The 15,064-nt window shown below is 70.1% G+C and carries 13 protein-coding genes and 1 tRNA gene; 8 read left to right on the forward strand and 6 right to left on the reverse strand.

The features are described from left to right. Positions 1 to 221: 221 nt before the first annotated feature. Positions 222 to 1,355: an alpha/beta hydrolase family esterase gene (locus WMF39_RS22640; RefSeq protein WP_437747536.1), complete on the reverse strand. Its 1,134-nt coding sequence runs from the start codon at positions 1,353 to 1,355 to the stop codon at positions 222 to 224. A gap of 358 nt (positions 1,356 to 1,713) precedes the next feature. On the opposite strand from WMF39_RS22640, the gene WMF39_RS22645 reads away from it, so the two are divergent. Then, on the forward strand, positions 1,714 to 2,544 hold the full coding sequence (locus tag WMF39_RS22645) for a polysaccharide deacetylase family protein (protein WP_437747537.1): 831 nt from the start codon (positions 1,714 to 1,716) through the stop codon (positions 2,542 to 2,544). A 532-nt stretch (positions 2,545 to 3,076) separates the two neighbouring features. After that, a complete protein-coding gene (locus WMF39_RS22650) occupies positions 3,077 to 3,568 on the forward strand; it encodes a hypothetical protein (protein ID WP_437747538.1) in 492 nt (163 codons plus the stop codon). A gap of 58 nt (positions 3,569 to 3,626) precedes the next feature. Here WMF39_RS22650 and WMF39_RS22655 read toward each other — a convergent pair whose 3' ends face one another. Further along, positions 3,627 to 4,703 (reverse strand): ABC transporter substrate-binding protein, encoded by a 1,077-nt coding sequence (locus WMF39_RS22655; protein ID WP_437748011.1) that lies wholly within the window; start codon positions 4,701 to 4,703, stop codon positions 3,627 to 3,629. A 199-nt stretch (positions 4,704 to 4,902) separates the two neighbouring features. Between WMF39_RS22655 and WMF39_RS22660 the strand changes: the two genes are divergently transcribed. Further along, positions 4,903 to 5,970, forward strand: a complete 1,068-nt coding sequence (locus tag WMF39_RS22660) for a hypothetical protein (protein ID WP_437747539.1) — start codon at positions 4,903 to 4,905, stop codon at positions 5,968 to 5,970. 89 nt (positions 5,971 to 6,059) lie between these two features. Here the strand turns inward: WMF39_RS22660 and WMF39_RS22665 are convergent, their stop codons facing one another. Continuing rightward, positions 6,060 to 6,353 (reverse strand): hypothetical protein, encoded by a 294-nt coding sequence (locus WMF39_RS22665; protein WP_437747540.1) that lies wholly within the window; start codon positions 6,351 to 6,353, stop codon positions 6,060 to 6,062. Between the two features lie 423 nt (positions 6,354 to 6,776). Continuing rightward, positions 6,777 to 8,207, reverse strand: a complete 1,431-nt coding sequence (locus WMF39_RS22670) for a cytochrome P450 (protein WP_437747541.1) — start codon at positions 8,205 to 8,207, stop codon at positions 6,777 to 6,779. A gap of 572 nt (positions 8,208 to 8,779) precedes the next feature. Between WMF39_RS22670 and WMF39_RS22675 the strand changes: the two genes are divergently transcribed. Beyond that, the gene (locus tag WMF39_RS22675) at positions 8,780 to 9,262 is read left to right on the forward strand and encodes a hypothetical protein (protein WP_437747542.1); all 483 of its coding nucleotides are present in this window, start codon (positions 8,780 to 8,782) and stop codon (positions 9,260 to 9,262) included. Between the two features lie 501 nt (positions 9,263 to 9,763). Here the strand turns inward: WMF39_RS22675 and WMF39_RS22680 are convergent. Next, positions 9,764 to 10,081 carry a hypothetical protein gene (locus WMF39_RS22680; protein WP_437747543.1) on the reverse strand — a complete coding sequence of 106 codons (318 nt, stop codon included), beginning with the start codon at positions 10,079 to 10,081 and terminating at the stop codon, positions 9,764 to 9,766. Between the two features lie 94 nt (positions 10,082 to 10,175). Between WMF39_RS22680 and WMF39_RS22685 the strand changes: the two genes are divergently transcribed. Together WMF39_RS22685 and WMF39_RS22690 are read left to right on the forward strand one after the other, a co-directional pair. Further along, on the forward strand, positions 10,176 to 10,436 hold the full coding sequence (locus WMF39_RS22685) for a helix-turn-helix domain-containing protein (RefSeq protein WP_437747544.1): 261 nt from the start codon (positions 10,176 to 10,178) through the stop codon (positions 10,434 to 10,436). 370 nt (positions 10,437 to 10,806) lie between these two features. After that, positions 10,807 to 11,091 carry a Uma2 family endonuclease gene (locus WMF39_RS22690; RefSeq protein ID WP_437747545.1) on the forward strand — a complete coding sequence of 95 codons (285 nt, stop codon included), beginning with the start codon at positions 10,807 to 10,809 and terminating at the stop codon, positions 11,089 to 11,091. Positions 11,092 to 11,216: 125 nt separating this feature from the next. Here WMF39_RS22690 and WMF39_RS22695 read toward each other — a convergent pair. After that, positions 11,217 to 11,291, reverse strand: a tRNA-Glu gene (locus tag WMF39_RS22695). Between the two features lie 718 nt (positions 11,292 to 12,009). Between WMF39_RS22695 and WMF39_RS22700 the strand changes: the two genes are divergently transcribed. Then, on the forward strand, positions 12,010 to 13,908 hold the full coding sequence (locus WMF39_RS22700; protein WP_437747546.1) for a TonB-dependent receptor plug domain-containing protein: 1,899 nt from the start codon (positions 12,010 to 12,012) through the stop codon (positions 13,906 to 13,908). Beyond that, positions 13,905 to 14,969: an HmuY family protein gene (locus WMF39_RS22705; RefSeq protein WP_437747547.1), complete on the forward strand. Its 1,065-nt coding sequence runs from the start codon at positions 13,905 to 13,907 to the stop codon at positions 14,967 to 14,969. The genes WMF39_RS22700 and WMF39_RS22705 overlap by 4 nt, the downstream gene beginning before the upstream one ends. Positions 14,970 to 15,064: the final 95 nt, after the last annotated feature.

The following is a 15,064-nucleotide window of genomic DNA, read 5'->3' on the forward strand; positions in this document are numbered from 1 at the left end:
CACACACCAGCAGCAGATTCTTCTGATGGCGCTGCAGGCCCACAGACCGCGCTGTGGATGCGTAGCGTCATTGCATCCCACAGCGGGTCGTATCTCGATGTCAGCGGAGTCGCTCGAACGTGGAGGCGGGTGTGGGCAGGACGGCGACGATCGAGGGACGCCGTGCACGGGAATGGGGGGACGCGCCGCGTCGAGCACGCGGAGCGCGCGTCAGGAGGCGGTTACGGCAGGGTGTGCCGCTTCAGGACGGGCCAACCGACCGCGGCGTTGCCGGGCTCGTGACTCCCTCCCTGCTTCGTGCAGAGGGCCACTTCGACGCCGCCCTCGCAGTTCGAGAAGGTCGAGCAGCCCTTGCTGTCTTCGGCCGATGGCGAGCCCGTGCACCCGTTGATCTCGCCCCACTTCTCGAGGGTCGATTTCGCCCCGAGGAACGTGATGGGCATGCCACTCACCACCGCGGAGTGTCCACCGGCGTAAGGCACGATCGGATCCGAGGTGCTGCGGAACGAGATCACGGTGATGGGGCGCGCTGGGTTGCAATCGCCGACGTTCTCCTGCAGGAGATCGAAGGCGGCGGGCGCCACGGCGGCGAACACGTCGGCCGCGTGGCAAGCGAGGTAGTGGGACATGCCGCCTCCCATCGAGAAGCCGACCGCGTAGATGCGCTTCGGGTCGATGCAGGCGGTCTCCTGGATCTCGGCCACCATCGCCTTGACGAACGCCACGTCGTCGGTGTTCTTCACGCAGCAGGGCCCCACGTTCCAGGCGCCGCCCGACGGGCCGGCCAGCCCTGACGGGAAGGCCATGATCACCCCCTCCGGGTCGGTCTGCGCCGGATACGGCGAGCCCGATCGCTCCGACGGGCCAGAGCCGCCGAGGGGGTGGAGGTCCACCACGAGAGGCACCGGCTTGCTGCCGTCGTACGCCGCGGGGACATGCAAGACATAGCTGCGGTTCGAGGAGCCGATCGTGATCGTCTTGTTCGTGTCGCCGGCCCTCAGCGCGGGCGACGGGCAGGTGATGGGCTCGCCGCCCCCAGCGCCGCTCGTGCTGGCGCCGCCCCCAGCGCCGCTCGTGCTGGCGCCGCCACCCGCGCCGCTCGTGCTGGCGCCGCCACCCGCGCCGCTCGTGCTGGCGTCGCCACCCGCGCCGCTCGTGCTGGCGCCATCGCTGCCGGTGCTGGTGCCGCTGGCCGAGCCCGTCGGGCCCGCCGACACGCTCCCGCTGCCGCTGCCCGAGGTGCTGCTCGTGCTGGCGCCGGCGGCGGGGCCGCCGCCGCCGTCGCCGCCGGCGCTGGTGGTCCCATCGCTGTCACCACCGCAGCCCCAGAGGGAGATGCCGAGCGCTCCCAGCACCAGAATCAGCTTCGGTAAACTCGTTCGTCCGTACGTCATTGGTCAGCACCTCTGTCCGGTGGGTTCAAGACCGCCATCCGGTGCTCGGGCCACGTCCTCGGAAGCGCGAGACAGCGCCGCCCCTCGTCTTCCCGGCTCGCCGTCCGTCGTCACATCACCCGATGCACGTGGCTGTCATATCCGAGGTCGCTGGCTCGAGGCATGGGCATACTGGCCTATGCCTCGACGCCGCCGCCGCTCGCCGCCGCTCGCGGTCCCGGGAGCATCTCCAGGCGTTCCTGGAAGGCGCAGAGCGCGCTGGTCTCCCCGGAAGGGCGCCGGAGGCCCGGGCACGGTCGATGATACGGCGACGTGTTCCGTGGAGATCGTGCCCACGGAGAGCGGCTGTGCGCGGCGCCCCGCGACGCGCCGACAGCAGGCGGCGCTGGCGTTCGTCGTGGCGTGCCTCGCCGCCGTCCTCCTCTCCCCGGTCCACGTGACGCGGCGTCACCCGGGCGCCCTTGTCGTGTCCATCGAATTCGACGACACGCTGGCGGATCAGCTCTCCGTGCGCTCCATCCTCGCCGAGCACGGGATGCATGCCACGTTCTTCGTGAACAGCGGTGCACTCGACCGCCCCGGCTACCTGACGGTCGCAGAGCTCCGCGCGCTCGCGTCCGACGGCCATGAGGTCGGCGGCCACACCGTCAATCACGTGCGGCTGCCCGGGCTCAGCGCCAGCGAGCAGCACCGGCAGATCTGCGATGATCGCCGCGCCCTCCTCGCGCTGGGCTTTGCCGTGAGTGACTTCGCCTATCCCTGGGGCGCTCACGACAGTGTCAGCGTCGAGCTGGTGCGCTCCTGCGGTTACGACAGCGGCAGGCGCGCGGGAGGGCTCGCGTTCGCCTCATGCATCTCGTGCCCATGGACGGAGTCCATCCCTCCGCGCGACCCCACCGCCACCCGCGCGCCCGGCTCCCTCACCCGCAGCCAGGGCGTCCCCACGATCCAGGCTCTCATCCGCCGCGCGCAGCGGGACGGCGGATGGATCCAGCTCATCTTCCACCACGTCTGTGACGCCTGCGGCAAGTACAGCATCTCCAGACAGGACTTCTCCACCCTCCTGGACTGGCTCGCGGAGGAGCGCGACGCCGGCCGCGTCGCCGTCCTGACCGTGCGGCAGGTGATCCGCGGCGAGGTGCCTCGCTAGGCGGCCTGTGCGCGTTCCGCCATCCCGCCCGCGCGCGCCGCCGCGAGCCAGGCCGGTTGCCGCTATCGCGCGCGGGAAGGAAGGAAGAGCGCCATGAAGCGGAGAGCCGCGTGTCGGGCTCAACCTGGAGCGGCTCGCATGACGTGCTCGCGCGGCAAAGAGGGAGGTTGTGGCGGAAGTTCCTGGATCGACAGGACAGGAGGCGGCTTGTCCGGGCATGGCCGTGAGAGCAATCCAGGTGCCGCGCGCGGATCGCCTGTCTTCCACCGTGGAGGGTGGTCCTGGGTCCGCTGGAGCTGCCTTCTTTTGTTGCGCCGCTGCACGGATTCGAGCAGCTCCTCACCACCCCTGCTGCTCCAGCAGCAGCTCCTCCGCGGCTTGATCAGCAAGCTCGTCGCCGCCGGCCATCACTCTCCCCAGATCAGAGCGTCGTCGCGCGATGCCCACTTTCGCTCGGCCAGCTCATCCGTTATAGTGGACACACCGTCCGTTCGATAGTTCGCGACGGACGCCCAACGGAAGGAAGCTTTGCATGAAACAGCTGTTCAAGCTGCTCGCCCTGGTGCTCGCGCCGCTCGCCATCGCGCTGAGCGCCCAGGCGGCAGAAAAACCGAGCGAGATCCGCGTCGCCAACCCGGGCGTGGGCGTCGGCAATCGCCCGGTGGTGGGGGGCTCGGCCTGGTCGCTGCTCAACCTGAACAGCGCGCTCGAGAGTGAATTCAAGAGCGATGGCGTGCCGGTGCGCTGGAACTTCCTGCGCGGCGCCGGGCCGGCCGTGAACGAGACGTACGCCAACGGGCTGACCGATTTCTCGCTGCTCGGCGATCTGCCGTCGAAAGGAGGACTGGGCCGGCGAGTCGGTGCGCGACAGGGACAGCCCGCTCGTGGACGCGTACGTGGTCGCTCGTTACAAGACGAGCATCGCCGACGCCAAGCGCCTGGGCCTGATCCGCACGACGTTCGACTTCGAGCCCTGGGTCGATCGCAGCTTCCTCGATCAAGTCCTGAGAGAGGAGAAGCTTGAAGGTTTCTGGAAGCCCCGCACGCTGCCCTGACGCATCCAGGGGGGCGACCGACCCCGACTATTTCGCGGCCTGCTCGTTCACGTAGGGGTTGAGCTCGTTCGTGTAGACGCGGCTCAGAGAGATCTCGCCCGGCTTGAGCTCCCCGCTCTTGACCATCCAGTCGATCCAGACCTGGAAATCGCGCTCCGTGATCAGGCCCCCCTTGCCGGCGACGCCGTAGCTGCGCCAGAACTTGATGGCCGAGTCCTCCTCGTTCCGGCCGCGCTTCTTCATCAGCGCGATGCAGCGCGCCACCACCGTCTCGCGCGGCGTGTCCCGGGCCCACTCGATGGCCTTGGCCGTCGCCTCGACGAAGCGCCGCGCGGTCTTGGGGTTTTGCTTGATGAAGCTCGTCTTCATCACGTAGCTGCCGGCGGTGAACTTGCCGTAGAGCTCATAGTCCGAGAACAGCGAACGAATGCCGCCGCGCTCGAGCGCGCGATCGCGGTAGATGTCGCCGAGCGCCGCCACGTCGACCTGCTTCTCGCGGAGCAGCTGCTCGCCGTTCACCGGGGGAACGACGAGCAGCGTGACGCGCCGGGCCTCCTCCGGCGCGAGCTGGCCTCGCGACAGAAACTCCTTGACCATGAACTCGCTGTGGGCGCCGAGCGTGTTCATGGAGATCGTCTTGTCCAGCAGATCGCGCGCGGTGCGCAGCGGGCTGTCGTTCAGCACGTAGAAGCCGCTCTGGCGTTGCTCGTCGACACCGTAGTAGCCCGCGACGGCGATGATGGGCGCCTTGGCCGCGATCAGCTTGACGATGGCGCCGTTGAAGGCGCCGCCGAAGTCGGTGTCGCCGGTGACCACGGCCTGTACGCTCTGGGGGCCGCTCACCGTGCTGCCGATGAAATTCAGGCGGATCGGCGCGAGGTAACCGAGATCTTCCGCGAGCTCGATCGGCGACACCGTGCCGTTGTTGCCCTGATAGCGGAGCTCGAGCGTCTCGAACTCGCCCTCCGCTCCGGCGGCGGAGGCACGCGAAGCGTCGTCGCGCGAGCAGCCCGCCGCGCCGCACGACACCAGCAGGGCGAAAAGGAGGACGGCACGCAGCGCTGCGCGGAGCAGCTGAGCAGGGATGGGACGCGGAGCAGTCATATCCGTTATATTAGACGACCATCCGCTAAAGTACAAGCCTCTCCATCTTGCCGAAGAACTCGCGCATGCGTCAGAACGCGTGGCCCTCGACGTGCCTGGCACAGGTTTTTCTTGAACGCTGTCTTGCATCAAACCGCGCGTCTTTCTCGGGATTTTTCCACGCGCGGCCCTGGCACTCTTTGGCACAGGAGCGAATCCAATGACAGACCTTCGACCTACCTGGCTTCATTTCGGCCCCGTGTTCTCGCTCGCGCTCGCCCTTTCCGGCGCGCTCGCGGGCTGCGGACCGCTCGGCTCGACGACCTGTGAGTACGACGGCGTCGACTACAGCCCCGGCGACGAATTTCGTGACAAGGACGGGTGCAACAGCTGCTCCTGCACGGAGGACGGGAACGTCGCCTGCACCGATATGGCGTGCACCTCCGACTGCACGTGGGGAGGGGTCACGCACGCGCCCGGCGAGTCGTTCCCTGCCGGGGACGGGTGCAACAGCTGCTTCTGCATGGAGGACGGGAACGTCGCCTGCACGCTGATCGAGTGCACCGACGGCTGCATCTACGAGGGGCTCGCCTACCCGCCCGGTGAGTCCTTCCCGGCGTCCGACGGGTGCAACACCTGCACCTGCGATCCCTCGGGCTCCGGGAGCGTCGGCTGTACCAAGATCGCGTGTCACGGCTGTGAGCGAGACGGCATCGGTTACCCGGCGGGGGCGCCGGTCCCACCGGGCGACGGCTGCAACAGCTGCACGTGCAACGCGGACGGCGAAATCGTGTGCACGGACGTGGCTTGCCCGGAGGGCTGCACGTATGGAGGCGTGGAGTACAGGCCGGGCGACAGCTTCCCTGCCCTCGACGGCTGCAACACCTGCTCGTGCGGCGAGGATGGCAGCGTCGCATGCACGGAGAAGGGCTGTCTGGAGGCCTGCACCTACGGAGGAGTGGGATACGCGCAGGGCGACAGCTTCCCCTCCCTCGACGGCTGCAACACCTGCACCTGCACCGCCGGCGGCGGCGTGGCCTGCACCGAGCGTTACTGCGGATGCGACGCGTCGAGCGAGTGGTGGCGCCAGTACGTGAGCACCAGCCCGGAGGAGTGCGCGCTCATCGACTTCGCCTGCACCGGAGGCCTGACCTACGTCTCCAACGAGTGCGGCTGCGGCTGCGAGCAGGACCCGAGCTGCTCGCCCTCGTTCAACTGCATGCCACCTCAGGCGTGCGATGTGGACGAGATCAAGAAGCGCTGCCCGTACTCCACGATCGCATTCTGAGCGGATACGTCGCGCTCACCCCGCGAGGACCCGCGCGCCGCGTGACGGCCGAGCCGGCGGGGGCCGCCGTGAACGAGCCGCGGCGCGGCTCATGGCGCGAGACCGAGCGCGCGGCGGCCGAGATCGTGCGCGCCCTGCGTCGCCGCCAGCGCCTCGGCGCCCGCGAGCTCCGCGAAGGTGCGCGTGTGGAAGCGCTCCTCGGGCAGGATGCGCTCGAACACCGCGCGCACGTCGGGGGGCGCCGCCGGGTCGGCGGCGATGACCTCGATGCGCTCGAGGCGCATTCGCTCGGAGTGCGCGCCCACCGCGCACCCGGTCTCGAGATCGCGGACGACATCGAGGGTCTCCTTGCAGTAGCGCTCGCGCTTCGAGCTCCGCCTCACCGAACGCGGCCTGCGCGTGGCCGCGCACGCCCGCCACGCGGTCGCGCGGGCCGAGGCGTTCGCGCGGGATCTGCGCGGCGAGCCGCGGCGCGAGTCGGTCACGCTCGCCGGTGGCGAGGGTGCCTTCCTCTACCTGCTCGGCCCGGCCCTGGCGCGCTTCTCCGCCGAGGAGGCGAGCCTCCGCCTGTCGGGCGCGGAGCGGGCTACGACCGCTCCACAGCGCTCCGCAGCAGCGCCACGGCGGCCTCTCGCAGGATCGGCCCGTTCACGCGCACGGCGGGCGAGGCGTTCGCCAGCACCTCGTGGCAGCGGACCGGCAGAGCTCGCCCGCCGAGCACCGCGAGCCGGCGCGCAGGGCGTCGCTCGAGGCGTCCACGGCGAGCTGCATGAAGCCAGCGTCCAGGGGGTCGTCTACTTGATGGGTCATGGTAAGCCGACCTCGCCGTTCACCGAGCTCGAGCGCGGCATCACGCCTGCGGGTGCGCGCCGCGCAGGCGTCACACGGAGACGGAGCTGACCGACCGGGCGTGCCATGCCGCCCATCATGAGGTCGAGCCACGCGCGCGGCCGGCGAAGCACCTCGATCCGGAAGTCGCGCAGGAGCACGGTGAGCGCAATTCCCAACATCGTGTAGGCGAGCGTCCGGCCAGGGCAGAGGTGATGGCCGAGCCCGAACGCGCCAAACCGCCGCTCCTTGACTGCCGGGCTCTGGAAGGCGTCCGTCTTCATGTCGCAATACCGATCGGGCTCGTAGCGAGACGGATCGTGGTAGAACGACGAATCGCCGTTGACGAGCCCCATCGACATCCCGATGAGGCTGCCGGCCGGGATCAGGTGGCCGCCCAGCTCCACCGGGCTCCGCGAAACCCGCCAGAGGCCACCGTTGCCATGGAGGCGCAGCGACTCGTTGATGGAGCGGAGCAACACCGGCATGCGGCAGAGCGCGCCGAGATCGAGGGCTTGCCCATCCTGGAGGACGCGAGATTGCTCCTCGAGCACCGCGGCGAGCGCCCGCGGGTGCTCCAGCAGCTCCGACAGGCTCGCGGCGAGGCTCATGGCCGTGTTCGTGTGCGCGCCGAACACCGCGCCCATCACGGCGAGCGCGGCATTGCGGAGCTGCTCGGGCGTCGCGGCCGTGGGCTCGTCCCCGAGGGAACTCTTGATCACCGCATGGAGATAACCTTCCGGGTCGGCGCTGCCCTCGGCCGCCACGCGCCGCACCTCGCTCATGAAGATCGAGATGATGCGCTCCCGCGCCTGCTTGCGGCGCTTCGCCGAGGGCGTCTCGATGGGCAGGAAGAAGCCCGTGAGGTTCAGCTCGCTCTCGAGGATGTGAAACTGGCGCGCGAGCTCGTCGCATAGCGGCTCGGAGATGGTGTCGCCGCACACGAACCGGCAAGCCATGTGCAGCACGAGGTCGTTGGCGAGCGCGAGCGCGTCGATCTCGCCGCCGGCGAGCCGCGCGCGCAGGAACCGCGCCGTGAAATCCGCGAGAGGGCCGCTCTGGCGACGCACGGACGCGCCGGAGAGCGCGCGGAGCACGTGGGCCTGGACCTCGACGAAGAGGTCTTCGCCGAGCATCCTGCCGGCGAGCCGCCGGTACGCGTCCACGAGGTTCAGCTCTTCACCCGCGTCGATGAAGCGCTGTGTGGCGTCCTTGCCGCCGACGAACGTGAGCGGCAGCCCGAACAGCGATAGGGTAAATACATCACCAAGCGCCTCGTGGCCTGCGCGCTGGAGCTCGGTCGGGTCGGCCAGCAGCGCGATCGCCGTACCGATGCCGGGCACGATCGCCCCAAGCCGCGGCGGCCCCGCCCCGTTGGACCGGGACTCCGCACGGACGAGCGCCCGCACGATCCTCCGCCGCGTGCTGCCGGTGAGCGGCTGGGGAGCGCTGCTATCCACCTGCGATCGAGATGTATTTTGCATGGGATGGTGACTCCAACGCTCGCACAGGAGAGAGCGTTACGACCGCTGTCAAGGGAAGAGCCGAATGCCACGCTCACCGACGGGCACCATCTGTGTGCTGCCCCTTGGTGGTCCTCCACCATGTCGTGCCGCCCGCCCCCGCACGGCACCGCGTCCGTCTTCTTCCGATTTATCCGCCGTCAACGTTCGAACAGGGCGAGACGGTGAGGCAGCGACTGGGCTTGTGTGATGCCTCATGGTCGCTGCTTCAGCTCATCCTCCCGCACTGCGCATGCGGTGTCAACGGCAGAGGTCGATCGCCTGCGGCGTCCTGCAGGGTAGCTCCCTGACCGCGCCAGACGCCGGTGTCGCGCCACGAGCCCCCACGGCGACGCTCAAGGCTCTGTCATTGCCCAGGCAACCCGCGATCCGCGCCGACGAGCCCTAACCAACGTGCTACCTGCCAGCACTCAACTTCTGAACGAGCTCGGTCGGGCGGTTATGATAAGAGACGGTCCATGAGATCGCTCGAAACGGCGCTACATGCCTGGAGCGCCTTCTTGCTGTTCACCATCACCCCCGCGAGCGGATCGCCTTCGGCCGGCGGCAGGTCTGCCGAGGACGGACGGAGCGATGCCAGCGGGGTTCGCGACGGCGCTACCCGGACGCGCGAACCGAGCTTCACCGATTGCCGTGGGGCAAACACCTATACGTTCAACACCGCATTGTCGGACACGCGCTGCGCGGGCCCGGGGCTCGTGATCTTCGCGGACTCGGAAGTGGAGGCGCTGGGATGCGCCGCCGCGAGGGCCGCGCTCCAGGGGATTCAGCTCGCCCCGGCGGGGGTGGCGCGAACGCACGCGATATGCGTCACCAGTCCCTTCGGGAGGTCGACCCAGCACGTCGTGGCGTACTCTCAGGATGACGCCAAGACGTGCGCGCGCTCCTATGTGTGCGCGGCACTCGGCAACTGCACCGCCGTCCCGAACGCGTGTCAGTGACGTCGCCTCGCTGGATCGCCGCAGCGGGGAGCGAGCCTCCGGGGGAGAAGACACCAGGTCCGCTGAACGGCGGCCGAGGCGAAGCGGCGCATCGGTGGCCTGCGCTCGATGCTGATCGCCACCCCGAGGATGCCCGGAAGGCCCTCCCCGCTCCCTTCGCCTGCATGGCGTGAGCGGGCGCCGGGAGGCGCGCGGCAGCGGCATTCGACCGGACGCTTGTTCCCGCGCGCCTGGCGAGTCCGCTCGGCGGGGCCTGACCCGAGAGCGCGCTCGACGTTGCCGAAGACATGCCGGCGCGGCGTGCGCGGATGGTCTTCGGGATCCGGCTCCTCGCGCATGTAGTCGACGCCACCCGGTTGCCCAGACCGACCCAGCTTGCTTGCAAGCTCTCGACTGTCGGAGCGTTCGTGCTACTACGGCGCTCCCCATGAACGCCTCGGACGCGATCAAGGAGCGGGTGGACCGCTTTGTAAAGGACATCCTGAGCCTGGTCGAACGAGTTCAGGACGAGCACCGCGCCGCGGCGCACCGGACTGTGACGACGATGCTGGCCGATCTGGGACGGCCAGCGGCGAACGCCTCCTCGGAGCGCCGTCCGAAGCCCCGGAAGGGGCCCGCGCACGCCCAAAGGAGCGTGGCGAGGCCTACGAGGAGCGGGAAGCAGGGCGCGCTCTCGGGAGCGTCAAGCTCCACGAGGACCGCACCGTCCACGAGGACCGCACCGTCCACGAGGACCGCACCGTCCACGAGGACCGCACCGTCCACGAGGACCGCACCGTCCACGAGGACCGCACCGTCCACGAGGACCGCACCGTCCACGAGGAGGACCTCGGCTCCGGCATCCGGCGCGGACCGAACCGCGGCTGGCACGATGACCGCGACGGGAGCCTCCACGAGCGATCGGGAGGCTGTGGTGCTCGAAACCGTTCGATCCCTCGTGCGAGGAACGGCGACGGAGATCGCCGCGCGCAGCGGGCTACCGAACGGGAGCGTGTACGTCACGCTTCGCGCGCTCGTGGCTCGCGGCCGCGTGGCGAGAGCCGGGACAGCGAGGGGCGCCGAGTACAGCCTCGTCTCGTCCGGCGGGATCCGGCCCTTCAAGCGCGTGAAAGCTGCGAGGCCCACCAGCCCTGCGGAGATGGAACGGACCGCCGACGCCGCGCTCGTGAAGTAGAAGATTCCACTCACGCACGAGATCGTCGCGGCGCGTTGAATCGAGCCCGGAACCTCTTCCTGTCGAGGCAGAGGGGGCCATACTCGCCTGCATCGACGAGACGAGGGCGAAAGTTCCGTGGGTGCTGTCGCTCCTTCGGCAGGCCTGACGGAATGCCGTTTCTCCGCGCCCCGCATCACCGAGCCTGTTCCGCTCGTGTACGAGCGCGCATCGCAAGAGAAAAAATAGCGCCCATCCGACGGCGGGGGGAAGCCGTCACGGGCGCTCTGACCTGCATGCCTGGAATATCGATCAGGTTGAGAGCCAGAGAGAATCAACATGAAGGCGGGAAGGCAGGAAGAGAAGCCCACGAATTCTTCCTAACCTCCTCATGCCCTTTGGTCCGGAGGCGCACCGCGTTTTCAGCTCGGCGCCCGTGGACGCGCGACGCGACCGTGTCGAGAAGCTCCACGAGTACGCGTCTTTCGGGGTGCGGTGGTATTGGATCATCGACCCGCAGGAAAGGACGCTCGAGCTCCTCGAGCTAGGAACCGACCGCCGCTACGTGCACGCGCGCTCGGCGGCCGACGGGATCGTCGGCAGTATTCCCCGGCCTGGAGGGACCCTCGCTCGATCTCGACGCGCTCTGGAGCGAGGTAGAGCTGCTCGGTCCTGAATCCGGAGAAGGAGCGCTCGGAGACCCGGAGGCCCAGTAGCGTTGCCGCACTTCGTGCGGCATCTACCTGAACCTCCAGCCGACGCTCAGCGCGTCAACAAGCTCTTGAAATTATTAATGAATTGCGTCCCCAGCGGGATTCGAACCCGCGTAGCAGCCTTGAAAGGGCTGAGTCCTGGGCCGGGCTAGACGATGGGGACCGGCGATTCGGCGCGGGACCCTACCGTCCGTCGTCGAGCAATGCAAGCCCAACTCGCGTCGCTCGTTGGGGTTTCCGCCGTCGGGCCCGCTCCCGCCCCGCGACCGCGGCCGCGGCGGGCGCCGACCGCGCGGCCTCTCGTGGCGCGCCGCAGGCCACCCGCCGAGGCGTCGGTCGCTCGGCGTCGGCGCTCGCCGCTCACCCGCCACGGACCTCCGTCCCGACGCGAGCTCCCCCCTGCTCCCGCTCCGCCGCACGCCATCTACCCCGCCCACGGCGCCCGCCGCCCCCGAACCGCTGGACGACCGCCCTGAATCGGGCGACCATCCCCCACCCCACCTCACCCCATCGACCGAACGCCGCACAGGCCGAGCTCTCCCCATGCCGCCGTCCCCGCGCCTCGAGCCTGCCGTTCCGATGTCCCAGGGAGGACCGTGCCCCGGCGTCGGCGCCTGACGCGCGCCGCGTTGCTCGCCTTCTGCCCGCTCCCGGCGCTCGTCCCAGCCGCGTTCTCGCGCCCTGCGCTCGCGCAGCTCCCTTCCGCACGGCCCTCCGCCGCGCCTCCTTCCCCTTCGCCTCTTCCCGCTCCCGCTTCTTCGCCTTCCTCTCCCGCTTCGCCTCCTCCCTCTCCAGCGCCTCCCCCCTCGCCCGCCGCGCCGCCTCCTCTCGAGGTCGTCGTCACCGGCACCCGCACCCCCGAGAGCAGCCAGCGCGCCACCGTGCGCACGCGCGTCGTCACCCGCGACGAGGCCGAGCGCCGCGGCGCCACCAACGTCGGTGAGGCGCTCGACGGCGAGCTCGGCGTCCAGGTCAACCCGAGCGCCTACGGCGCGCTCGGCAACCCGAGCGCCATCCAGATCCAGGGCTTCGACCTCGACCGCGTCCTCGTCCTCGAGGACGGCGAGCGCGTCATCGGTGACGCCGGCGGCGCCATCGACCTCTCGTCCCTCCCGCTCGGCGACGTCTCCCGCATCGAGCTCGTCACCGGGCCGACCAGCTCGCTCTACGGCACCAGCGCCATCGGCGGCGTCGTCAACGTGCTCTCCGCGCCCCCCGAGCACCCGGGCTTCAGCGGCCGCGCCCGCCTCGAAGGCCGGAGCCGCGCCGGGCTCGTCCTCCAGGGATCGGGCGCCTACCGGGGCGAGCGCGCCTGGGTCAGCGCCGACGCCTCGTTCCAGCGGGAGGACAGCCTCTCCCTCGTCGAGCCCGCCGAAAACCTCGCCCATCCCGAGGCCGGCGCCGACGCCCCCACCGCCCTGCCCGAGCGCTCCCAGACCCTCCTCGGCCTGCGCGCCGGCGCCGCGCTCGGCAGGGGCATCGATCTGCGGCTCCGCGCGCGCTGGATCCACGACGAGCAGGACGGCGTCGAGCAGAAGGAGCGGCCCGTCCTGGGGGTCTACCTCTACGACCTCCCCGAGGTGACCGACCGCATCACCCTGCACCTCGCCGAGACGCTCGACCTCGGCGGCGGCTCCAGCCTGCGCCTCGCCGCGGGCCAACAATGGGCGTTCCGGTCGAGCGGCCGCGACCAGCGCGGCTCGCCCTACGAGGAGCTGCGCGAGCGCGCGGGCACGCTCCAGAGCTACGAGGCGATCGCCACCGTCGCCGACGGGCAGCGCACCTGGGTCGCCGGGGCGCGCGCCGAGGTGGAGACGCTCGACCAGGTGCTCAAGATCACGACCGTGACCACCTCCGGCACCGAGGAGATCCCGCCGAACGACGAGGTGCCCAGCACCCGGCTCGGCAGCGCCGCGCTCTACGGCCAGCTCGGATGGAAGCTCACCGACGAGCTCACCCTCATGCCCGGCATTCGCGGCGAGCTCCGCGTCCGCTACGGCGGCGTCGTCGCCCCACGCCTCGCCCTCGCGTACCGGCCCTCGCCGTCGCTCACGCTGCGCGTCTCCGGCGGGCGCGGATTCCGCGCCCCCAGCGCGAAGGAGCTCGGCTTCTCGTTCGACCACTCGAGCCTCGGCTACATCCTCGAGGGCAACCCGGAGCTCGCCCCCGAGACGTCCTGGGGCGTGAACGGCGATGTCACATGGATCCCCCGAGAGGGGATCACGGCGCGGGCGGGCGCCTTCTCGAACTGGGTCGACAACCTGATCGACGTCGACCCGAAGCCCGTCAGCTCCTCCGACGGCGTCGATACGTACACCTACACGAACATCGCCGAGGCCCGCACCGCTGGACTCGATCTCTCGGCCACGCTCCAGGCCACACCGTGGCTCCGCGTCGAGGCCGGCTACGCCTACCTCTGGACACGCGACGACACCGCCGATCCCGGACAGCCGCTCTCCGGCAAACCGCCGCACACGGCGCAGGCGTCGCTCCGCGCCGATCTGCCGCTCCGGATCGAGCTCGTCACCCGCCTCCGGACCATCAGCGGCGCGTTCGTCGAGAGAGACCCGCGCGCCGAGGAAGACGTGTACGCCCCCGGGTTCACGACGCTCGACGCGCGGCTCGCGCGGCCGCTCTGGCCTTCATCGCAAGCGTACCTCGGCGTCAGGAACCTGCTTGGCGCGCAAAAGGACCCCGATCGCCGCGGCGATCACCGGCCCCTCGAGGGGCGCACGTTTTACGTCGGCGTCCGCGCCGATCTACCGTGGGAGGACTCATGACAAGAGGATCGGTTGCGGCAGCGCTTCTCCTGATCACCCCGGCCTGCGGTGACGACCCCGGGACCACGGACGACGGCGCGCTCCTCGAGGTCGACGTGCCGGCCACCGGCCGCGTCTTCCTCCGCCTCGCCACGCCGGAGATCGCGCTCCCGGAAGGCGACGGCGCGGCGTCCACCGACTGGGATCTCGCGCTTTCGGGCTACGACGTCTTCACCAACAGCGGCCTCAGCGGTCCCGGCGAAGGCGGGGCGCTGCCGATCGGCCTCGAGGACTACAGAGCGGGTGAGCTGCCGAGCACCCCCTTCCTGCTCACGGACGACTCCGGCGGCGCCTTCTCGCGCTGGTACGCCTACGACGGCGAGGAGCACGTCGCCTTCAGCCGCTACCACGTCCACGCGATCGAGCACGAGGGCAGGTACTGGAAGCTCCAGATCTTCTCCTTTTACGGGGAGGTGGACGGGGCGCCGGTCACCGCGCTCTATCAGCTCCGCTACGCCGAGGTGCTCCCCGACGGCTCCGGCCCGACCGTCGACATCCAGGATCTCGACGCGACCGCGGGCGGCATCGACGCGCTCGAGACCGAGCCGAGCGCTTGCCTCGACCTCGCGGGCAACCGGCAGCTGATGCTCACGCCCGAAGAGGCGCGCGCGTCGACGGAGTGGAACCTCTGCTTCCGAAGGTCGCTCGTCAGCGTCAACGGCGAGCTCGGCGGTCCCGGGACCACGCGCGCCGCCGACCTCCAGGCAGATGCGTCGGACTCCGAGGAGCTCGCCGAGGTCAAGGCGCGCACCGCCGCGTCGGAGCAGGCGCGGTTCGACGCGGCCGACCACGCGGCCCTCTCCGATCCCGCCCTCCCGTACCGCGGCGACCACATCGCGACCGCCTTCACGGGGCGGTGGCTCGATCCCGGCGCGACGCCCCCCGCGCCGGCCAACGACGCCGCGTGGCTCGTCCAGGGCGCGGACGGCGTATCGCGCTTCGTGATCGTCATCGAGCGCTTCGAGGGCGCGACGGAAGCATCTCCAGGTCGGGTGAGAATGCGCGTCAAGCAAGTGGAATGAGCGCCGCTCACGCCATCGCACACCCCGCCGAGGTCACGAGCGTGCGCAGCGCGTGACACCGCGCGAGGGCCCGCGCATACTGCGCGCGCGGTGAG

It is taken from the genome of Sorangium sp. So ce1504 (assembly GCF_051521635.1).
Lineage (GTDB): Bacteria > Myxococcota_A > Polyangia > Polyangiales > Polyangiaceae > Sorangium > Sorangium cellulosum_B.